This window comes from Streptomyces spongiae (assembly GCF_009377185.1).
GTDB lineage: Bacteria > Actinomycetota > Actinomycetes > Streptomycetales > Streptomycetaceae > Streptomyces > Streptomyces spongiae.
Genome location: NZ_VJZC01000128.1, coordinates 1 through 20,751 on the forward strand (window position 1 = coordinate 1; position 20,751 = coordinate 20,751).

Here is a 20,751-nt window from a genome sequence, read left to right on the forward strand (position 1 = left end):
GGGTAGGGGCGGCGGGGGCGACCTGGTCACCTCACGAGACACGGACGCTTGCCGTCGAAGGTCCAGTCCTTGATCAGGTACTGCATCCCGATCGCGTCGTCGCGACCCGACAGCGCCTTCTCCCGGTAGAGCTCCTCGGCCGCGAGGAGGCGGTCCATGTCGAGGCGGACGCCGAGGCCGGGCGTGTCGGTGACGGCGACCTCGCCTCCCACGATCCGGGGCGGTGCGACGGTGAGCCGTTCCTGGCCCTCCTGCCAGATCCAGTGGGTGTCGAGGGCGTTGTACTCGCCGGGCGCGGCGGCTCCGCAGTGAGCCATCATCGCCAAGGAGATGTCGAAGTGGTTGTTGGAGTGGCATCCCCAGGTCAGGCCCATGGCGTTGCAGAGCTGGGCGACCCGTACCGATCCCTGCATGGTCCAGAAGTGGGGGTCAGCGAGCGGGATGGAGACCGACTGCAGGGCCAGGGCGTGGGTCAGTTGCCGCCAGTCCGTGGCGATCATGTTGGTCGCCGTGGGCAGACCGGTGGCCCGGCGGAACTCGGCGAGGATCTCCCGCCCGGAGTAACCGCCTTCCGCTCCACAGGGGTCCTCGGCGTAGGCGAGCGTGCCGACGAGGGGGCGGCAGAGTTCGACGGCCTCACGCAGGGACCAGGCTCCGTTGGGGTCGAGGGTGATCCGGGCCTCGGGGAAGCGTTCCTTGAGCGCCTGGATCGCCTTGACCTCCTCGCTGCCCGCCAGCACACCGCCCTTCAGCTTGAAGTCCTGGAAGCCGTACAGGTCGTGGGTGGCCTCGGCCTGGCGGACGATCGCCTCGGGGGTCAGTGCCTCCTCGCGCCGGATCCGGTACCACTCCACGTCCGCGTCGGGTTCACGGAGGTACTCCAGGTCGGTGCGGTCCGGGTCGCCCACGTAGAAGAGGTAGCCGAGGACCCGTACGGCATCGCGCTGCTTGCCGTCGCCCAGGAGGGCGGCGACCGGGAGTTCCAGGTGCTGGCCGAGGAGGTCCAGGAGCGCCGACTCGACCGCGGTGACCGCGTGCACGGTGGTGCGCAGGTCGAAGGTCTGGGCACCGCGGCCACCCGGGTCGCGGTCGGCGAACGTCGCCTCCACGGTGCGCAGGACACGCTTGTAGTCGGCGACGCGCGCACCGACGACGAGCGACTCGGCGTCGCGCAGGGTTCGCGTGATCTTCTCCCCGCCCGGCACCTCACCCAGGCCCGTGCGCCCCTCGGAGTCCTCGATGACGACGACGTTGCGGGTGAAGTACGGGGCGTGCGCGCCGGAGAGGTTGAGCGCCATGGAGTCCCGGCCGGCGACCGGATGGACGGAGAACTTGGTGACGACGGGCTGGCTCATGACGGGCGATGCCATTCTCGTGAGGTGGGCCGGCATGTCGGCCATGTCAGCCGCGCCGGCGGTGGGTCGGATACGTCAGATGCTGAGGGCGTCAGAGGTTGAGGGCGTCGAGGACCTGTTCCAGTACCAGTACGCCACCCAGGCCGAGGATCGCGAGCACCGTGGTGTAGGTGGTGCGCGCCTTGATGGCGTCCAGGACGGACAGGTTGAAGTACTCCTTGAACATCCAGAAGCCCGGGTCGTTGACGTGGGAGAAGGCGATCGATCCGCAGGAGACGGCGAGCACCATGACCTCGGGGCTGACACCGCTGCCCGCGAGCAGCGGCAGCGCCACACCGGAGGCGGTGACGACGGCGACGGTCGCCGAGCCGAGGGCCACCCGGAGGATGGCCGCGATCAGCCAGGCCAGGATGATCGGCGAGATGGACCAGCCGTCGGTCGTGTCCTTGATGTAGTCGGAGATCCCGCCTTCGACGAGGACGTTCTTGAAGGCCCCGCCCGCGCCGATGACGAGCAGGATCATCGCCATCGCCTGGGCCGCCTCCTTGCACGAGGTGCTGACCTCGGCCAGGCTGCGGCCGATGCGCGGACCGAACGCCCAGATCGCGACGAGCAGCGTGAGCAGCAGGGCGATCGGCGCGGAACCGATGAAGGCGACGAAGTGCAGGAACGCGTTCGAGGAGGAGGTGGACAGTTCGGTCACCGCGGCACCGGCTATCAGCACCACGGGCAGCAGGGCCACCGCCAGGGACCAGCCGATGCCGGGCATCTCCTCGTCCTCGAAGACACGCTCACTGACCAGGCCCTTGGGGATGGACGGGTTCATCGCCCGGACGAAGGGGAGCCGCGGCCAGAGCAGGGCGATCAGCGCACCGGCGGGGACGGCGATGAACAGGCCGTAGAACAGGGTCAGTCCGACGGACGCGTGGAAGGTCGCGGCCACCGCGGTCGGGCCCGGGTGGGGCGGCAGGAAGCTGTGCATGGTGGACAGGGCGATCGACATGGGCAGCCCCACCCACAGCAGGTTCGACCGGGTGACCCGTACGAGGGTGAACGCGACCGGCACGATGATGACGAAGGCGACCTCGTAGAACATGGTCACGCCGATGACCATGGCCGTCACCACCATGGCGACCTGGACCCAACGCGGGCCGCAAATGGCGAGTATCTTGTCCGCGATCCGCTGGGCGGCGCCGGAGTCGCCCATCACCCGGCCCACCATGGCGCCGAGCCCGATGGTGAGCATGGTGTCACCGATCTGGTCCCCGATGCCGGTGGAGAGGACATCCGGTATCTCCTCCAGGCCTATCCCCTGGACCACGGCGACACCCACGGCCACGAGGAGGAGTGCGGCGAAACCATTCAGTCTGAGCTTCGTCATCAGGACGAGAAGGACCAGGACACTGATCCCGACAACGACGAGCGGCATGTGTCAGTTCTCCCTTGAACTGCCGATGGGCGTGCTTGAGGCGCCGACGTGGGGCGCGGGGTGAGTGGAGGGCGGAAGGCCGAGGGTCAGCGGGCCGCGCCGACGAGCCCCAGACCGTGGTCCAGCAGCTTCGTCAGCTCGGCGAGGTCGTCCGGGCCCGGATCCGTGAGCGGGGCGCGTACCGGGCCGACGGGCAGGCCGCGCAGCCGGGCGGCGGCCTTGACGAGGGAGACCGCGTAGCCGGGGACCCTGTCGCGCAGTTCGACGAGCGGGATGTAGAAGCCGCGCAGCAGCTCGTCCATCCGGGCCGTGTCGCCTTCCTGGAAGGCGCCGAAGAAGGCGCGTGCGATCTCCGGGGCGAAGGCGTGGACGGCCGACGAGTAGGCGGGGACGCCCACGGCGGCGTAGGCACGTGCCTGGATCTCCGCCGTCGCGGCTCCGTTGAAGAACAGGAAGCCCTCGGGGACCGCGAGCGTCAGCCGCTGGAGGCGGTCGAGATCGCTGTGTCCGTCCTTCAGCCCGACGACGGTGGGGATCTCCGCGATACGGCGCAGCCCGTCGGGCGTGAAGGAGACCTGGTCGCGCTGGTAGGCGATGAGGGGCAGGCGAGTGCCGGAGGCGATCCGGCGCAACTGCTCCACCAGACCGGCCTCCGGAGCCTTCACCAGGTAGTGCGGGAGCACGAGTGCCGCGTCGGCGCCCGCCTCCTCGGCGATGCGCGCGAACCGCAGGGCCTGCGCCCAGCCGTAGCCGATACCCGCGACGACGGGGACGCGCCCCGCCGCCGCCTCCACCGCGGCCGTGACGACATGGCGGTACTCGTCCTCGTCCAGAGCCGTGAACTCCCCGGTGCCGCAGGCGGGGAAGACCGCTCCCGGCTCGGCGGCGAGCTGGAGAGCGAGGTAGGAGCGGTACGCGTCCAGGTCCAGGGCGCCGTCCTCGCCGAAGCTGGTGAGGGGGAAGGAGAGGACGCCCTGTGCCATGCCCTGGCTCAGGCGCCCGACGACAGCGGCGGTATCCACCATGTTCACTCCATTGACTGAGATCCTCATATGAAGACGTCGTCTACATATGAAAACGGAGGCTAGGTCCGTGGACGCGCCAGGTCAATGGGTGTGCAGGTATCGATTGCGATCGGCCGCCCTGTCACGCTCCGGACGAGACGAGCACACGTACGTCCCACGGGCCGAGTTCCAGTGCTGCCCCTGCGGGTACGGGGGTGCCGTCGAGGACGTCGGTCAGGTCCACCGGAGCCGGGACCCGGGCGGGCTGCCAGCTCCAGTTGTGGACGATGTGGACGCGGCGGCCGTCCCGCGCGGTACCCGTCGTCGCGGTGACGGACTCCGGGAGGTCCTGCCAGCCGCTGCCCGCGGCGGGTACCAGCCAGGCGGCGAGCGCCCGCGCGAAGTCACGGCCGGGCACGGTGCCGACGTACGTGACGCGCCCCTCCCCGTGGCGGCGGGTGGTGACGGCGGGCCAGCGCCCGAAATGCGGGTGGTCGTACGCGGCGAGGACCTCGGCGTCGATGACGGTCAGGCCGTCGGCCCAGTACGTCGCCGTCGCGTTCTCCGGCAGCCGCAACGGGCTGCCGGGCACGTCGTGGACGAGGATCTCACCCGCGAGGTTGCTGAACTCGTCGTAGGTCACGCCCGCCGCCTCGCTGAGGCGTCCGGGAGCCGGTTCCTGCCGGGCGCGGGCCTCGTGGTCGGCGTACCCGGTGCGCGGACCGAGGACCAGGTGGCCGCCGGCGCGGGCGTAGGCGGCCAGCCAGTCGAGGGTCGTGTCGTCGGCGATGTAGAGGGCCGGGACGACGAGGACGGGGTGGTGGCGCACCGCCTCCTCGGGTGCGACACCCTCCTGTTCGCCGCGCGGGTCGTGGAGGCGGCGGGCGTGGACGAGGCGCACCTGGCGGCCGGCGTCGAAGGCACCGCGGTAGAAGGGGTCGAAGATCCGGTGGTAGGCGGCCGAATCGGGCTCACCGTCGGCGGTGGCCAGCGGTGGGTGCTTCTGCATCAGCCACTTGCTGGGCAGCGAGTAGACCATCGTGATGTCGGCGTCCGGCTCGATCCCGGCGACGAGCGGTCCTGCGGTCTCCAACTCCGCGCCCAGGCGGGCGATTTCGGCGTACGTACGGCCGGGGCGGCCACTGTGCGGGAGGACGCCGCCCCAGTAGGTCTCGGCGCCGAAACGAAGGGTCTGCCACTGCCAGTACTCGATCATCCGGGCGCCGCGCCCGATGTGCGCCCAGGCGGTCTGCCGCCACTGGCCGTCGTAGCCGGGCCGGTTGTCCCAGGCGAAACCGATGGAGTTCGCGTTGGTCTCGGTGACCAGGAAGGGCGCCTGCCGGGAGGAGTACATCCAGTCCGCGGTCCGGTACATCGACCACACGCCGGTGGTCTTCCACTTCTGCTCGTGGTGATCGGGCGTGGGGTCGGGCAGCAGCAAGCCGTCCTGCATGTCGTAGTACGGGTTGCCCGAGGCGATGTCGAGGCGGTCCGTCAGCTCGTCGTCCTCGACTCCGTCGCGGGTGTACGAGATACAGGTGGTGACGAACTGGTCGGGGCGGGCGTACTCGCGCACGAGGTCCGCCTGCCAGCCGATGAACTCGGTGACCTGACGGGCCTGGAACTCCCGCCACGCGACGTCGTACTGCGGCTGCGCGTTGCCGTCCGGCGTCCACAGGTCGGCCCACGTCGACAGCCGGTGCGACCAGTAGACCAGGCCCCATTCGCGGTTGAGGGTCTCGACGTCGCCGTACTTCTCGCGGAGGTGGTCGACGAAGCGCTGGAAGACGCCGTGGTTGTGGAAGAGGTGCAGGCCGGGTTCGTTGTCGACCTGGAAGCCGATGACGGCCGGGTGGTCGGCGTACCGGGCGGCGATCCTGCGGATGACCCGCTCGGCGTGGAACCGGAAGGCGGGGTGGGTGAAGTCGGCCTCCTGGCGGGCGCCCCAGCCGATGCGGCGGCCGGTCGCGCGCTCGCCGGTGATCTCGGGGTACTGGCGGGCCAGCCACGGTGGCACGGCGTACGTCGGGGTCCCGAGGATGACGGAGATGCCGCGCTCATGGGCGCCGTCCAGGACGGGCTGGAGCCAGTCGAGTTCGAAGCGGCCGCTCGTAGGCTCCCAGGTCGACCAGACCGACTCACCGACTCGTATCACGGTGAAGTGGGCCTCGGCCATCAGATCGAGGTCGGTCTTGAGCTGTTCGTCGGGCTGCGGCTGGGAGCCGTAGGCGGGCTGGTACTCGTGGTAGTACGCGGCGCCGAACAGGACACGGGCGGGCAGATCCGCCATGAAGGAACCTCCAGGAAAGAGAGGGGGTGGGGGTGCGCGCTACTGCTTGACGCCGCCTGCCGCCAGGCCGCTCTGCCAGTAGCGCTGGAGCAGGAGGAAGGCCACGACGAGCGGGACGATCGAGATCAGCGATCCGGTGACGACCAGCGCGAGCATGTCGCTGCTGGAGCCCGCTCCGCCGTTCTGGGCCTGGGCCGCCCATGAGGAGAGGCCGACCGTGATGGGGTACAGGTTGGGGTTGTTGAGCATGATCAGCGGCAGGAAGTAGTTGTTCCAGGTCGCCACGAGCGTGAAGAGCAGCACGGTCACCAGGCCCGGGGCGAGAAGTCGCAGGGCGATCGTGAAGAAGATCCGCGCCTCACCGGCGCCGTCGATGCGGGCGGCCTCCAGGATGCTGTCGGGGACGGCGTCCTCGGCGTAGACACGCATGAGGTAGAGACCGAAGGGATTGACCAGGGACGGCAGGATGACGGCCCAGGGCGTGTTGACGATGCCCGCCTGCGCGAAGAGCAGGTAGGTGGGAATCGCCAGGGCGGTGGCCGGGACCATCACCGCGCCGAGGACGAGGTTGAAGGCGATGCGGTCGCCCCGGAAGCGGAACTTGGCGAACCCGTACCCGGCGGCTGCCGCGAGCAGCGCCGCACCGAGGGCGCTGGAGACGGCGTAGACGGCCGTGTTGAGCAGCCACTGGGCGAAGACGCCGCCGTCCTGGGTGAAGGTCTCCTTGATGTTCGTGAGCAGCTGCGGAGTATGGGAGAACCAGAGTCCGAAGCTGTTGAACAGGTCCTGGGTGCTCTTGGTGGAGGCGATGAGCAGCCAGAACAGCGGCAGGAGGAAGTAGGCCAGGGCGGCCAGCATGGCGATGGTCAGCGGAGTGCTGCGGCGGTGGGACGGCTTCGGCCGGCGCCGGCCGAAGCCCCTGGCCGCCCGGCTGTTGACCGGGGCGTTCACGGAAGCCTGGGGTGTGGCCGTCGTGGTCGTCACGAGGTCCTCCTGCGGTTGGCGGTGAGCAGCACGCCGTAGGAGGCGATCACGATGACGAGGCCCAGCAGGAAGGACACCGTGGCCGCGTAGTTGAGCTGCTGGCCGGTGAAGGCGAGGGAGTAGGAGTAGAGGTTGGCGGTGTAGGAGCTGGTGATGACGTCCGGGGCGATCTTCATCAGCAGGCTGGGTTCGTTGAACAGCTGGAAGCTGCCGATCACGGAGAACAGCAGGGTGAGCATGAGGGCCGGCCGCAGCGCGGGGAGCTTGACGGACCAGGCGATCCGCCAGGCGCCGGCGCCGTCCATCGCGGCCGCCTCGTACAGCTCCGCCGGCACGGTCCGCAGGGCGGCGTAGAGGATGATCATGTTGTAGCCGACGAACTCCCAGGTCACGATGTTCGCGAGGCTGCCGAGCATCCAGCCCTCGCTGAGGAACTGCGGGGCGGGGAGGTCCAGTTCCCGGCCGAGCTGGGCGAAGGGGCCGAAGTCCGGCCCGTACAGGTAGCCCCACATGAGGGCGGCGACCACGCTCGGAACCGCGTACGGCACGAAGATGCCGAGGCGGATCACGCGGGAGAGGCGCAGCAGGCCGCTGTCGAGGGCGAGCGCGAAGAGCAGGGCCAGGACCAGCATCAGCGGTACCTGGATCACGAAGAACAGCGCGACGCGTCCGACTCCGTGGAGGAGCAGCGGGTCCTGGAGGGCCTTGGCGTAGTTGTCGAGGCCGACGAACACGTTGCCGCCGATGAGGCGTTGCTGGAAGAGGCTGAGGTAGGCGGCGTAGCCGAGCGGGGCGAGGAAGAGCAGGAGGAAGAGCACCAGGAACGGTGCGACGAACAACGGCCCTGCCGCACGGCGCTTCCCCTTGGCGGGGGCCGCGGTGGTGGCAGCCATCTCAGCCCCCCTTGACAGTGAAGCCCTGGCCCTTGGCGTACGTCGCCAGTCGCGACTGCCACGTGCCGAGCGCGCGGACGGTGTCGGTCTTGTCGGCAAGGGACTTGCCGACCGTCTCCGTCCAGTCGGTGGCCGCCTGGTCCAGGAACGGGGGCCACTGGAACGAGGAGTTGACCGTCGTGCCGATGTCGGCGAAGAGCTGGTTGACCTTCTGGCCGCCGTAGAACGACGGCGTCTCCCCCACGAACTCCGGGTCCGTGAGCAGTGCCTTCGTCGCCGGGAAGAAGAACTGCTTGGTGGCGAACATCTTGGCGCTGGCGGGGTCGCTGTTGAGGAACTGCGCGAACATCGCCGCCGCGATCGGGTTCTTGGTCGAGCGGATCACCGCGGTCGTCGAGCCGCCCCAGTTGCCGGAACTCGGCTTGGACGCGTCCCACTGCGGCAGCGGAGCCGCCCGCCACTTGCCCGCGGTGGCCTTGGCGGAGCCGGAGAGGAAGACCGGGCCCCAGGCCGCGGTGAGCCAGGTGGCGTACTTGCCCTTGTTGAGCGCGGCGTACCAGGCGTCGGTGAAGTCCGGCTCGACGCCGATGACTTGCTCCTTGGCGAGGGTTCCCCAGTATTCGCCGAGCTTCCTCGAGACCGCGTCGTCGACGCTGATGGTGATGTCGCTCTTACCGGAGGTGACGTACGGCTTGGCACCCGCCTGCCAGAGCAGACCGTGCCATGCGGCGACCTGGTTGGCCGCGAGGTTGGTGATGTAGACGTCCGGGTCGGCCTTGTGCAGCTTGCGGGCGGCCTCGGCGAACTCGTCCCAGGTCGCGGGGACTTGAATGCCGTGCTTGTCGAAGATGTCCTTGCGGTACAGCATGCCCATCGGGCCGGTGTCCTGCGGGATGGCCCACACCTCACCCTTGGGACCGCTGACCTGACCCCACGTCCAGTCGACGAACTTGTCCTTGAGCGCGGCGGCGCCGTACGGCCTGAGGTCCAGCAGGCTGTCCGTGATCGTGAAGGTCGGGATGGCCTGGAACTCGATCTGCACCATGTCCGGGGCACCACTGCCGGCCTTCAGTGCCGTGCGCAGCTTGGTGTACTGCGGGGTGCCCTGGCCGGCGTTGACGATCTTGACCTTGACGGCGGGGTACTTCTTCTCGAAGAGCGCGACCTCCTGAGCGATGTCCGGGACCCAGGTCCAGAACGTGAGCTCGGTCGGCGTCTTCATCGCCTTGTCGATGTCGGCCTGACTGACCGGCTTGGAGGAAGAGGAGGAGTCGCCGGAGTCGCCGCCGCACGCGGACAGCGCGGCGCCGAGCGACACGGCTCCCGTCGCGGTGAGGAAGAGCCGGCGGCTCATCGGGGAGGAACTGGCGAAGGATCCGGAACTGGGCATGGTGAACTCCCGCCGATGGTGGAGGTGACGGCACGCCTGGCGAGGGCGTGCGGAACAGGGGTGAGGAAGGAGAGGGCGTGCGCGGATGTCACGGCCCTGCGGTGGAGATCCAGGCGGTCGAGGCAGCCTGGCTCGGGGCCGCCCGGTGCAAGGGCCCATGTCGCTCGTGGCGCGGGGGCCGGGGCGGCGGGACGCGGCCGGGAAAGTGAGGAACCGAACCGCGGCCGATGGGGGCGGCTCGCCCCGGGATCAGATGCCCGGCTCTGAGTTCTGGTGGCCGGGCTGATCAGCGCTGGTCAGCGGTCATCGTGAGAAGGTCGTGATGAGGAAGTCGACTTGGGTCGGTCGTATTGCGTTGGTCGTCCTGGGTCCTCGGCGGCTAGGGGCGGCCCTCCCTTCCGGAACGGGAGGCAGTACGGCGGCGCCCGTGGCCCGGGGTCGTCCGGGACGGCGGAGGCGCGGTCGAGGAACGGATGATGAGGTCGACCGGTGGGTCGCTCACCGGCAGGGGATCCGCCTGCGGGTTCTCGATGGCGTGCACGAGACGTTTGAGTCCCTCCTGCGCCACGGCGTCGAACGGTTGCCGCACCGTGGTCAGCGGAGGCGTCACATAACCGGCGACCGGGATGTCGTCGAATCCGACGACACTCACGTCCTCCGGCACCCGGCGGCCGGCTTCCACCAGCGCCCGGATCAGCCCGATCGCCATGTCGTCGTTCGCGACGAACACCGCGGTCACTTCCGGGTCGTCCGCCAGAACGCGACCTGCCGCGTAGCCGGACGCCGCCGACCAGTCACCCTCGACGACCGGCGGTACGTCCCTGCCGTGGGCGGCCAGCGCGGCCCGCCAGCCCTCGAGACGGTCCCGGGCGGCGTACCACCGCTGTGGACCGGCGAGATGCCGCACGGTGACATGACCCAGGTCCAGCAGATGCTCGGTCGCCGCCCGCGCCATGAGGTCGGCACGGCCTCCGGCGGTCAGCACCGTGGCAGCGGGGAAGGGCGGGGGCGCGCCGATGACCAGGACCGGCACGCCGACGCGGACGGGGACGTCTCCCCCGTCGCCCACCCCGTCGCTCTCGTCGCTCTCCTCGTCAATCGGCTCGTCGATCGGCTCGGAGATGACGATGCCGTCCACGCCCTGGTCGAGGAGTGAGTCCACGGCGCCCGCGATGCCCGCGGGGTCGCCCTCCATCGTGTTGACCACGCGGAGCGCGTATCCCGTGTCCCGGACGACCCGCTCGACACCCATGAGCAACGTGGCCGGACCGTACAAGGCGGTCCCCAACGTCACCACACCGATGGAACGGGTCCGCCCGGAGGCCAGCGCCCGGGCCGCGTTGTTGAGCCGGTAGCCGAGTTGTTCGGCGGCTTCGAGCACGCGCCGGCGCACGTCGGCGGAGACGTACGGCTCGTCGTTGAAGACGCGCGACACCGTCTTCTGCGAGACACCGGCCAGTCGCGCGACGTCCACACTGCGCGGCGCGGCGGAGCCCCCGCCCCGCCCTGTCCCTCGCGTCATGCTGTCTCCCGACGGCCGATGTCCGAGCCCGAATACCGAGCCCCATGATGTCAGACCACCATCGGTCTGACTGCGTAGACATGTCTACGCAGTCATACGGCAGTCGTCAACCCTCCGGGACACATCCAGCAAAGTGCGGGAGCAGGACGCGAAGATCAGGCGAAGGTGCCGGTCGCAGTTCGTTGTCCCATGGAAACCACCGAGCCCAACACGAGAGAGTTTCCTTCCGACCGCGGCACCGCGCGGTCCAACCGATGAAAGGACCTGACGAAGGTGTCGAGCATGCCCGCAGCGGCCAGCACCGTCAGCAATCCCGTCGTCCCCGGCTTCCACCCCGATCCGAGCATCTGTCAGGCAGGCTCGGACTACTACCTCGCGTGCTCCAGCTTCGAGTACTTCCCCGGCGTCCCCCTCTTCCACAGCCGGGACCTGGTGCACTGGAGACAGATCGGCAACGTCCTGGACCGGCCGAGCCAACTGCGCCTCCCGCCCGAGACGACATCCTCCGGCGGGATCTACGCGCCCACCCTGCGCCACCACGACGGCCGGTTCTGGCTGATCACCACGAACGTGCACGACGGCGGGCACCTGCTGGTCACCGCCACCGACCCGGCCGGCGCCTGGTCCGACCCGATCCGGCTGCCCTCAGTCCCCGGAATCGACCCGGATCTCGCCTGGGACGACGAAGGCAACTGCTGGTGCACCTACGCCGGAATCGAACAGATCCGCATCGATCCCCATACCGGGCAGTCCTTCGGTCCGCCGCGCCGCCTCTGGTCCGGCGCGCCCGGCGCCAAGGCCCCGGAAGCACCGCACCTGTACCGGATCGGCGACTACTGGTACCTGCTCATCGCCGAAGGCGGCACCGAACGGGCCCACGGCGTCTCGATCGCCCGGAGCCGCACACCCAACGGCCCCTTCGAGCCCTGCCCGAGCAACCCGATCCTGACGCACCGCGGCACCGACCACCCCATCCAGAACACAGGCCACGGGGACCTGATCCAGGCGCCCGACGGCTCCTGGTGGATGGTGCTTCTCGGTGTGCGCCCAGGCGGCGGCACCCCCGGCTGGCACGTACTCGGCCGAGAGACCTTTCTGGCGCCCGTGAGCTGGGTCGACGGCTGGCCGGTCGTCGGTGAACTGTCGCTCGACATGCCCGCGCCCCCATGGCCTCTCCAACCGGTCGCCGCCGCGCCGGCCCGAGACGACTTCGACCTGAGCGAACCGGCCCCGTGCTGGATCTCTCCGCGCCACCGCTCCCCGGAGACCTGCACCACGACGGAACGGCCGGGCTGGCTGACACTGCACGCACGAGGACGCTCACTCGACGATCCCGACGTGACGTTCACCGGCAGGCGCCAACAACACCTGGACTGCCGGGTACGCGCCCTGATCGACCCGGAAGAGGGACGCGGCGGCCTCGCCGTCCGCCTCGACGAACAGCACCACTACGACATCGAGGCGGCCTCGGGCGAGGTACGCGTACTCGCCCGCATCGGCCCGCTGCACACCGTCGTGGCGTCTCATCCGGTGTCCCTGGGGCCCCTGGTCCTCAGAATCGAGGTGACTCCCACGCGGGAAGCGAACGACGCGCGCACCGGCCCCGACACCCTCTCCCTCGGCGTCGAGGAACCGGACGGAAGGTACGTCGAATTCACCACACTCGACGGCCGCTACCTGTCCACCGAGGTGGCCGGCGGCTTCACCGGCCGCGTCATCGGGATGTACGCCTCAGCCGGCACCGTCCACTTCGACTGGTTCGACTACGAGCCGCTCGACCCTCGGATGCCCGCCTAGAACAACGCCTCGAGCCCGCCGATCAGCGGCAGTGGGGCGATCGCCATGACCAGCGCCGCCACCGCCAGCCCCGGCCGGATGTCCCGCTTACCGAGGAAGCCCGACACCGCGGCGACGGGTGGCAGGACACACAGCACCAGGAAGCTCCAGTGCCAGCCCTCCTCCTTCGTGAGGAAGAGCAGGAGGGCCAGGTACGCGGGCACGGCCACCGCGGACATCATCCGGGCGCGGGAGAGGAACTGCTCCAGGCTGTCGCCTGAGTAGGGGAAGGACATCTCAGGCGACCACCTGGTTGTCGTAGCCGGCGGAGCTGGCCTCGGGGAAGCCGTCGGCCGCCGAGAAGCCGTTGACCGCCGCGGACATCGCCACTCCGAGCCCGGTGATGGCCAGCATGGTCGCGTCGAATGCCTTCACCAGAGCGGCGAACCTCTCAATGATCATGACGGCCTGTGCCGCGGCCAGGGCGAACATGGCGACGGACGCCGCCTGCCCGCCGACCGGGATGGCGTTGACCGCCGTGGCCGCGGCCATGTTGGCCATCCAGATGATCGCCATGTCGGCGAGGAAGACGACCCCGGCCTTCAGGAGTTCGGCGAACTGGAACACCTCCTGCGCCGCCGCCTCGTAACAGGACTTCAGGGACTCGAAGGTTTCCTTGAAGCCGTCGAGCTTCTTGCTGAACTCGTCGAAGTAGACCTTCGCGGCGTCGTAGGCGTTGCCCTGCCAGGTCACGCCGACGTTCTGGGTGCCCTTCTTCAGGTTCGCGGCCACCGCGTCGCAGAACGAGGCGAGATTTCCCCAGACTTCGGCACAGTCCTTGTACTTGTTCCAGTCGCCCAGAACCCAGTTGTTGATCTCGCCGAAGACGTCGTAGCCGAAGAGCAGCTTCACCGCCTCCACGGCCACGGTCGATGGGCTGCCCAGGTCCATGATGGTGCCCAAGGTCTTCTGGACCGGGTTCATGCTGTATTCGTCGGCGTGCCCCTGGCCGTACTTGACCAGCGGGTTGTCGCTGTCCTCCGCCGGTTTCCCGAGGGTGGCCGAGGCGTCCTGCGCGTCGGTGAAGTCGCTTCCGTTGCCACCCCCGGACGGTGCGCCCCCACTGCCCTTGGAACCCGGGTAGGTGGCGTCCATCTTCGAGCTTTCCTCCCTGTCCGTCTCGCGGTAGTACTTGGCGGACTTGGTCAGTTCCGACTGAGAGGAGTCGAGGACGCTCTGTGCTTTCCCCAGGGCCTTCTTGGCGGATTCCACGTACTGGTCGTGGTCCCCTGCGACGAGATCCCAGAGCTGCCCTCCGAGCGCCTTGTCGATCTGCGTGTTGTTGCTCGTGTAGTCGACGGCCTTCGTGGCGCCGTCGGCACCGCGCGACACGAGCGAGGCGAAGCCTTGGATCGCATCCGGTTCTACTCGAAAACCCACGGTTGTCCCCTGCCCCCGTCAGTACAGTGACCAGCCCCGGCCGTCATGCCGGGACTTGTGGCTGCCGCCCTTGTCGGGCGCCGTGCGTCGTTCTTCGTCGATGCGGTCCTGCTCCGCCGCGATCGCCCGCCTGCCCTCGGCGGCCAACTCCTGGCGCTGGGCCTCGGAGAGCGAGGCCCACTTCTCCGCCATGGGGGTCGCCTGCTCGATCAACTGATCGGCGTACGCGGACACGTTCGCCGCGTCCCGCAGACTGGTCCGCCCGGAGAGGACCCCCTGTGCCATCTCCTTCAGGGCGTCGCCACCGTGCCCCGCCGCGAGGGTCTCCAGGGACCTGCGCAGTAGTTTCGCCTGCGCCGGGTCGCCCTGGGACATCTCCACGAGTTCGGAGTCGTCGAACCTCTTGCCCGAGTCCGGCCCCTCGGCCACGTGTCCTCCCTGAGGCACATCACAGATCCCGTCCAGTGTGGATCCAGGGTGCCTGGAGCAACACCGTCGATGCGCTGAAATCACAGATCTGGCCTCCAGAGGCCGCCCGGGTGAGCGGGCGGCGGCCTCGGCTGTTCACTGGGTGACGGAGTAGAGGTGCGCGCCGGTTCCGGCCAGACCGCCGCCGTCGGCGATCAGGTACTCGTCGCGGATCGGGCGCCCGGCGAACCACGACTCCAGGATCTCCCGGGTTCCGGCCGCGTAGCGGGCCTGGGCGGAGAGGGAGGAGCCGGAGATGTGCGGGGTCATGCCGTGGTGGGGCATGGTGCGCCAGGGGTGGTCGGCGGGGGCCGGTTGCGGGAACCAGACCGCACGCTCGACCGCATCATCGCCCCGGACGGCTCCCCGCCGGTTCGCATGACGGTCACCGGTAAAGCCGCCGATGCGCAGGACATGCAGTGGGGCCTCTATGCCGGTGGTCAGCGAGCTTGGGCGAGGTGTTCGATCCGGTCGTGCAGGTGCTCTACGTAGTGCTCGGACTCTGGCTTCATCAGCACGCTCCGGAGGATCCGGGCGCCGTCGACGTCGGCGGTGATCTGAGGGTGGCGTGCGGTGAACGCCTCGCGGTCGGCCCTGAGGGTGCTGAGGAACACCGGGTCGGGGCTGGTCATGCCGACGGTGAGGATGCGGGCGGAGGCCGCGTCGATGCCGGTCAGGGTGGCCGGTTCGACGGCGGGGAAGTAGCTGACGATGTCGAGCTCGGGCTGCTGGTAGAGCTCCAGGTACTCGGACGCGTCGATGAGGTCCGCCCACTTCAGCGCCGCGCGCCGACCGGCCGCCAGGACCTGGCCGAGACCGTCGGGGGTGGGCGGGAGGAGCTGGAAGGTGAGCCACAGGGCGGCGGCGGAGGCGCCGGCGCGTGAGCACTCCAGGCTGATCTCGCCGAGGTGGAGTTCGGGGGAGGTGAAGTAGGTGTAGGGCGAGTCGTGGAGGTAGAAGCGGCCGACCTCGGGGTCGCGGAAGAGGACCGCGCCGCAGCCGTAGGGTTGGAGGCCGTGCTTGTGGGGGTCGACCACGACCGAGTCGCATCGCGCGATGGCCTTCCAGGGCTCCGCCGGCAGCCCCTCGAGGCCGTCGGCGCCGGCGAGGAGAGTGAAGAAGCCGCCGTAGGCCGCGTCGACATGAACGCGGACACCGTGCCGCTCGGCGAGGGAAAGGACCTCGTGGACAGGGTCGACCGCGCCGAGCCCGGTGGTGCCGGTGGTGACAACGACGGTGCCCACCTCCCCGGTGCGCAGGGTGTCCTCCAGGGCGTCGAGGTCCATACGGCCCCGGTCGTCGGTGGGTACGGGGTGGCCCTTCAGTCCCAGGACGTGGCACATGCGGCCGTGGGTGTAGTGGGCGTCCTCGCTGTAGGCGACGCCCCGGCCCGGGTGGAGTTCGCGGGCGACGAAGAGGGCTTCGAGGTTGGCGATCGTGCCGCTGGTGGTGAGATGGCCGAGGTGGGTGTCGTAGCCGAACATCGCGGCGAGCCGGGCGACGGCCTCGCGTTCCATCACCGCGGTGGCGGGACCGCCGTCCAGGGCGTGGTTGTTGGGGTTGATCAGCATCGCGGTGACGTAGCCGACCACGGCGGCAGGGTGCGGGGGCTTGAGCATCTGGCCCGCGTAGTGCGGGTGGAAGAAGGGGTAGTTGTCCTTCAGCCGTCCTGTGAGTTCCCCGAAGGCCGCGGCGAAGCGGTCGTCGTCCACCAGGAGAGAAGGGTGGACCTGGTAGGGGCCGAAGGCGTCGGCCCAGTCCTGTATCGCGTGGGTGGCTCGGCCGAGCCAGTGCTGCAGATCCACTGCTCTCCCTCTCTCCGGTGGCACGGACGCCCATCATACGATTTCCCTGAGCAGTCAGCAATTGATTGCTCAGTGATTGACACGGCAGTAGGTGAGATTGCAGTAAACTCACAGCAATGGACGCTGCGCACCGACAGGACGACGAGGCCGCCGCCCGCGCGGCCAACAGCCGGGTCGTGCGCGACTTCGGGCTGCTGATCAAATCCGCCACCCTCCTGGAACGGCGGATCGACGCCGACCTTCGGCGGGAGTGCGGGATCAGCCACACCATGCTGGAAGTACTCATCCGGCTCTGCCGGACGCCCGGCGAGAAGGTCTCCCAGCGGCAGCTGGCCGACGACCTCACCCTCACCAGCAGCGGCACCACCCGCCTGATCGACCGCATGGAAGGGGCCGGCCTCGTCCGCCGCACACCGTCTCCCGGGGACCGGAGGGTGGCCCTGGTGGAGCCGACCGACGAGGGCCGCACGGCATTCCTGCGCGGCGCGGCCGTCCATGCTCGTGTGGTGGAGGAGTTCCTCGTCAAGCCGCTGACGGCCGACGACTACGCCCGGCTGACCAGCGCGCTGAGCGAGATCGACAAGGCACTGCGCGACGACGCGGGGTGACGGAGCCCTGAATCACGGCGTGTCCGCGGCGCGGGGCGAAGTCGTCCACGCGCGGAGCCGCCCCGCCGCCGGTGTCGGCCGACGCGACCGCGACGCCGTCGACCGACGGAGTCAACAACTCCTTCACCAACGACGGCACTTCGTTCGTGGTGCCCGAATGTCAGCCACGTCAGCCGAGCCTCCTGCGGCCCGATCCTGCCGCTGCAGGCGGTGCCGCCCGGCGAGTCGTCCATCGCTGCCTCCCTATCGAGTAGGGGTCCAGATGCCGGTGGCGGCCGTATCGCGGACGTAGTCGGTGAAGTCTCGGGGCGGTCGGCCGACCGCGCGATGGACGCCATCACCAAGTCGGGCCCTGCGACCGTCGAAGACCTCGGCCATAAGATCAGCCAGCGGCTCCGCGAGCTGCGCCGGTGTCCCCTTCTCCTTGAGAGCGGCGGAGAATCGTTCCTTGCTGACGGCCTGGTACCGGACTGTGCGCCCGATGACCTTGCCGATCTCCTCGACCGCTTCGGCGAAGGTCATCAGCCGTGGACCGGTCACGTCGTATGTCTCATGGACGTGACGGTCTTCGGTGAGAGCCGCGGCCGCGACGTCAGCAATGTCCTCGGCGTCGGTGAACGGCTCCGCTACCTCGCCGGCCGGCAGTGCCACCACTCCTGCCCGTACCGCGCCGGTGAGGACGTCTTCGCTGAAGTTCTGAGAGATGAAGCCGGTGCGTACGATGGTCCACTCGGCGCCCGATTCGCACACTGCCTGCTCGCAGCGCTCCGCCTCGCCTGCACCACGGTCAGCCAGCAGCACCAGCCGCGTCACGCCGCAGCGCACCGCTTGGTCGGCGAACGATCCCACCGCCTCCGCGGCCCCGGGAAACGCGGCGTCCGGGTGATACGCCACGTACACCGCCTCCACTCCCCGCAGCGCGGGCGTCCAGGTAGCCGTCTCCTGCCAATCGAAGGGTGGCGCCCCCTTGCGGGAGCCGACCCGAACCGGCAGATCCCGTGCGGCCAGGCGCTCGGCTACACGCCGCCCGGTCTTGCCCGTCCCGGCCAGAACCAGCGTCTTCTTGCTGCTGTTCGTTGTCCTCATGCCGCCAGTACACGCCACCACTCGACAGACGCTGAATAGCCGGAAAGCTCGATTTCATGCTTGAGCGTCTAACCTGGGGTCCCATGGACGCACTGTCCGGCCTCTTGGCCGGCCCCAGAGCCCGGGGCGCCTTCATCCTGCGTTCCATCCAGAGCCCGCCCTGGTCGGTACGGGTGGAAGACGCGGCCCCGCTGAGCGTCGTGGCCCTCGCTCACGGCACGGCCTGGATAATCCCCGAGGCCGGCGCGGCCAGGTGCCTCAGCCCCGGCGGCGTCGCGCTGATGCGCGGGCCGGACCCCTACACCTTCGCCGACACGCCCTCCACGCCCGTCCAGACGGTCATCCGCCCAGGCCCTCATCGCATGACACCGTCGGGTGAACACCTGCGCGAGGTCGTTGATCTGGGCCCTCGCACCTGGGGAAACGACATCCCCCGCGATGCGACCGTCATGCTGATCGGTAAGTACCAGATGACGGGCGAAGTCAGCCACAGACTCCTCCGCGCTCTGCCGCCGGTGTTGGTCCTCCCCCGTCATCCTCAGCGCCTCATCAATCCGGTCGGGTTGCTCGCAGAGGAAGTCGTCCGGGAGGAACCTGGTCAGCAGGTCGTTCTGGACAGGCTGCTGGACCTGCTCCTGGTCACCTCCCTCCGAGCGTGGTTCGCGCAGGCCGAGACGGGAGCCCCGGCCTGGTACCGCGCCCTGTCCGACCCTGTCGTGGGCCGGGCTCTGCGCCACTTGCACAGCGATCCCGCCTCTCCCTGGACGGTGAGCGCCCTCGCGTCGAAAGTCGGGGTCTCTCGCGCGACTCTCGCCCGCCGCTTCACACAGCTCGTCGGCCAGGCGCCGATCTCCTACCTCGCCGACTGGCGGCTGGACATGGCCGCCGACCTGCTCCAAGAACCAGAAGTGACGATCGAGGCCGTGGCTCGACAGGTCGGCTACGCAAGCGCCTCCGCCCTCAGCACCGCGTTCAAACGAGAACGCGGCATCTCCCCGCAACAGCACCGAGCCCGGTTCCGCACAAGAAGCGAAGCAGCGAAACAGTCCCCATGAGTGGGATGCCGCTGCCGCCGAAGACTGCGGGGAGGCCAGCCAGTGAAGCCGGTCCCCACACGGCCACCTGAACAACCCCTCACCACGGAGCGCCGCCCTAGTAGTGCTTCGCCAGGTTCTGCTTCTGCGATTGGGCAGGTTCCGTCACGAACTCAATCGGACGGCGTGACGGGAGACCGCATGCCGAGCCATTGCTCGGCGTCCCAGGCATGGAACCGCTCCACCTCGGTGAACCCCAGCTTCGCCGCGAGGCGCATCGAGCCGACGTTGGCAGTCTGGGTGGCAAGCACCAGCGGCTCGCCGGGAAGGACGCCGTCGAACCAGTCGAGTGCCGCCGCGCACGATTCGGCGGCGTATCCGAATCCCCACGCTCGCGGCAGGAACAGGTAACCGAGATCTGCCTTCCCCGCGGCAGCCGGGCGATGGTGCTTCGGTGCTCTCCTGAGCAGGATCTGGCCGATCATCGCCCCGTCGAGCTCTACGACGAAACTCCCGGGCCACCGCTCGGGCACCTCAGGCGTCTCGCGCTCGAGCTCGTCACGCGGGCGGGGGCCGCCGAGGTAGGTGTGCACCTCTGGCGAGGCGAGCAGCTCGATGAACGCCGCACGGTCCCGGGTCTCGGGCTCACGGAGCACGAGCCGCTCGGTCCTGATCGGCTCAGGCGGCCAAGCCGCGAGTCCCAGATCTCCCATCCGCGCACGCTAACAGATGGTCAAACCAACCGAACGGGAAATGCTTGGCTCCCCGTGCCTGCGACGCTCAGCGGCACACCTGGACCAACGATCAGATCTGACTCCGCTGAGTCAGGAGGCGTCGGCACGTACGGCGGTCGTCGCCAGGGTGGTGTAGAGCATCGTGAAGCGACCGCCCATCGAGTCGATGGCGGCCCCGACCGCGTCAAGGATGTCGGCCGTCTTGTCGGGAGAGAGTTGGGTGAGGCCGCCAGTGGTGGGGAGCAGCTCCAGCCATTGGTCGCGCGTGTAGGACCGTTCCCAGTCGAATCGCCACTGTTCGGGGTCGTTGAAGCGCTCGGTCTGACGGATCGCGTCGGCGAACTTCGCGTACCCCGCTTGGTACATGTCCAGCGTGCGTCGGGCCGGCTGATTGCTGAACGGAGAGTCTGGCACCACCCGCCGGTAGGCGGCGGCGAACGGGTCGGCCACCTCGGCGGGCGGCTCGTACACGTGCCCGAAGATCGCTAGACGCCCGTCCGGACGCAGCGCTCGGGCAGCCTTGACCGCGCCGGCGACCGGATCCACCCAGTGCCAGGACTGGGCCGCGACTACCGCGTCGAACCTCCGGCCGGCCTGCTGCCAGGCTTCGAACGGCGCCACCTCGACCTGTAGACCTCGGGCTCGCGCGAACTTGGCCATCCGCTCATCCGGCTCGATGCCGAGCACGGCGCAGCCGGCGGCCTGGAACTGGCGGGCCGCGATGCCGGTACCACAGCCCACGTCGAGCACCTCAGACCCAGGGCTCCCGGCGACGATCCGCGCCACCAATGCGTCGGGGTAGCCGGGCCGGGCCTGGTCGTAGCGTTGCGCGTCCGTACCGAACGACTCGGCCATCCGCCGGGCCATATGCAGGTCCGCTCGGGACGGTTCTGGCTGCTCTCGCGGTAAGGTGGGCATGCGCCCACCTTAGTG

General features: G+C 69.2%; 18 protein-coding genes and 1 pseudogene. 3 read left to right on the top strand and 16 right to left on the bottom strand.

Features of this window, described 5'->3' with window-relative positions; all coding sequences use genetic code 11:
• Window positions 1–26: 26 nt before the first annotated feature.
• The 8 genes from FNH08_RS19390 to FNH08_RS19425 form a co-directional block, all read right to left on the bottom strand.
• Window positions 27–1,355, bottom strand: coding sequence for an enolase C-terminal domain-like protein (locus FNH08_RS19390; protein ID WP_152772757.1), 1,329 nt, complete (start codon window positions 1,353–1,355; stop codon window positions 27–29).
• A gap of 91 nt (window positions 1,356–1,446) precedes the next feature.
• Window positions 1,447–2,784: a gluconate:H+ symporter gene (locus FNH08_RS19395; RefSeq protein WP_152772758.1), complete on the bottom strand. Its 1,338-nt coding sequence runs from the start codon at window positions 2,782–2,784 to the stop codon at window positions 1,447–1,449.
• Between the two features lie 86 nt (window positions 2,785–2,870).
• Window positions 2,871–3,809: a 5-dehydro-4-deoxyglucarate dehydratase gene (locus FNH08_RS19400; protein WP_228034226.1), complete on the bottom strand. Its 939-nt coding sequence runs from the start codon at window positions 3,807–3,809 to the stop codon at window positions 2,871–2,873.
• 121 nt (window positions 3,810–3,930) lie between these two features.
• A complete protein-coding gene (locus FNH08_RS19405) occupies window positions 3,931–6,078 on the bottom strand; it encodes a beta-galactosidase (protein WP_152772760.1) in 2,148 nt (715 codons plus the stop codon).
• Between the two features lie 39 nt (window positions 6,079–6,117).
• Window positions 6,118–7,062: a carbohydrate ABC transporter permease gene (locus FNH08_RS19410; RefSeq protein ID WP_407704409.1), complete on the bottom strand. Its 945-nt coding sequence runs from the start codon at window positions 7,060–7,062 to the stop codon at window positions 6,118–6,120.
• On the bottom strand, window positions 7,059–7,955 hold the full coding sequence (locus tag FNH08_RS19415) for a carbohydrate ABC transporter permease (protein WP_152772761.1): 897 nt from the start codon (window positions 7,953–7,955) through the stop codon (window positions 7,059–7,061). The genes FNH08_RS19410 and FNH08_RS19415 overlap by 4 nt, the downstream gene beginning before the upstream one ends.
• 1 nt (window position 7,956) lies before the next feature.
• Window positions 7,957–9,345, bottom strand: coding sequence for an ABC transporter substrate-binding protein (locus FNH08_RS19420; protein ID WP_152772762.1), 1,389 nt, complete (start codon window positions 9,343–9,345; stop codon window positions 7,957–7,959).
• A gap of 379 nt (window positions 9,346–9,724) precedes the next feature.
• A complete protein-coding gene (locus tag FNH08_RS19425; protein ID WP_152772763.1) occupies window positions 9,725–10,867 on the bottom strand; it encodes a LacI family DNA-binding transcriptional regulator in 1,143 nt (380 codons plus the stop codon).
• Window positions 10,868–11,149: 282 nt separating this feature from the next.
• On the opposite strand from FNH08_RS19425, the gene FNH08_RS19430 reads away from it, so the two are divergent.
• Window positions 11,150–12,664, top strand: a complete 1,515-nt coding sequence (locus FNH08_RS19430; RefSeq protein ID WP_152772764.1) for a glycoside hydrolase family 43 protein — start codon at window positions 11,150–11,152, stop codon at window positions 12,662–12,664.
• Here FNH08_RS19430 and FNH08_RS19435 read toward each other — a convergent pair.
• The 5 genes and pseudogenes from FNH08_RS19435 to FNH08_RS19455 form a co-directional block, all read right to left on the bottom strand.
• The gene (locus tag FNH08_RS19435) at window positions 12,661–12,939 is read right to left on the bottom strand and encodes a hypothetical protein (protein WP_152772765.1); all 279 of its coding nucleotides are present in this window, start codon (window positions 12,937–12,939) and stop codon (window positions 12,661–12,663) included. The two genes, FNH08_RS19430 and FNH08_RS19435, sit on opposite strands and share 4 nt — an antisense overlap.
• A gap of 1 nt (window position 12,940) precedes the next feature.
• Entirely contained in the window at window positions 12,941–14,083 is a 1,143-nt protein-coding gene (locus FNH08_RS19440) for a hypothetical protein (protein ID WP_194238532.1), read from the bottom strand.
• An 18-nt stretch (window positions 14,084–14,101) separates the two neighbouring features.
• On the bottom strand, window positions 14,102–14,512 hold the full coding sequence (locus tag FNH08_RS19445; RefSeq protein WP_322724849.1) for a hypothetical protein: 411 nt from the start codon (window positions 14,510–14,512) through the stop codon (window positions 14,102–14,104).
• A 135-nt stretch (window positions 14,513–14,647) separates the two neighbouring features.
• Window positions 14,648–14,881: pseudogene (locus FNH08_RS19450) on the bottom strand (NAD-dependent formate dehydrogenase); the annotation flags it as partial.
• 110 nt (window positions 14,882–14,991) lie between these two features.
• Window positions 14,992–16,356 carry a pyridoxal phosphate-dependent decarboxylase family protein gene (locus FNH08_RS19455; protein ID WP_322724850.1) on the bottom strand — a complete coding sequence of 455 codons (1,365 nt, stop codon included), beginning with the start codon at window positions 16,354–16,356 and terminating at the stop codon, window positions 14,992–14,994.
• Window positions 16,357–16,472: 116 nt separating this feature from the next.
• On the opposite strand from FNH08_RS19455, the gene FNH08_RS19460 reads away from it, so the two are divergent.
• Entirely contained in the window at window positions 16,473–16,964 is a 492-nt protein-coding gene (locus FNH08_RS19460; protein ID WP_152772766.1) for a MarR family winged helix-turn-helix transcriptional regulator, read from the top strand.
• Window positions 16,965–17,207: 243 nt separating this feature from the next.
• Here the strand turns inward: FNH08_RS19460 and FNH08_RS19465 are convergent, their stop codons facing one another.
• The gene (locus tag FNH08_RS19465) at window positions 17,208–18,050 is read right to left on the bottom strand and encodes an NmrA family NAD(P)-binding protein (protein ID WP_152772767.1); all 843 of its coding nucleotides are present in this window, start codon (window positions 18,048–18,050) and stop codon (window positions 17,208–17,210) included.
• Window positions 18,051–18,133: 83 nt separating this feature from the next.
• On the opposite strand from FNH08_RS19465, the gene FNH08_RS19470 reads away from it, so the two are divergent.
• Window positions 18,134–19,105 carry an AraC family transcriptional regulator gene (locus FNH08_RS19470; RefSeq protein ID WP_152772768.1) on the top strand — a complete coding sequence of 324 codons (972 nt, stop codon included), beginning with the start codon at window positions 18,134–18,136 and terminating at the stop codon, window positions 19,103–19,105.
• A 152-nt stretch (window positions 19,106–19,257) separates the two neighbouring features.
• On the opposite strand, the gene FNH08_RS19475 is transcribed toward FNH08_RS19470, so the two are convergent.
• Both FNH08_RS19475 and FNH08_RS19480 read right to left on the bottom strand, forming a co-directional pair.
• Window positions 19,258–19,797 (bottom strand): GNAT family N-acetyltransferase, encoded by a 540-nt coding sequence (locus FNH08_RS19475; protein WP_152772769.1) that lies wholly within the window; start codon window positions 19,795–19,797, stop codon window positions 19,258–19,260.
• Between the two features lie 111 nt (window positions 19,798–19,908).
• A complete protein-coding gene (locus tag FNH08_RS19480; protein ID WP_152772770.1) occupies window positions 19,909–20,736 on the bottom strand; it encodes a class I SAM-dependent methyltransferase in 828 nt (275 codons plus the stop codon).
• Window positions 20,737–20,751: the final 15 nt, after the last annotated feature.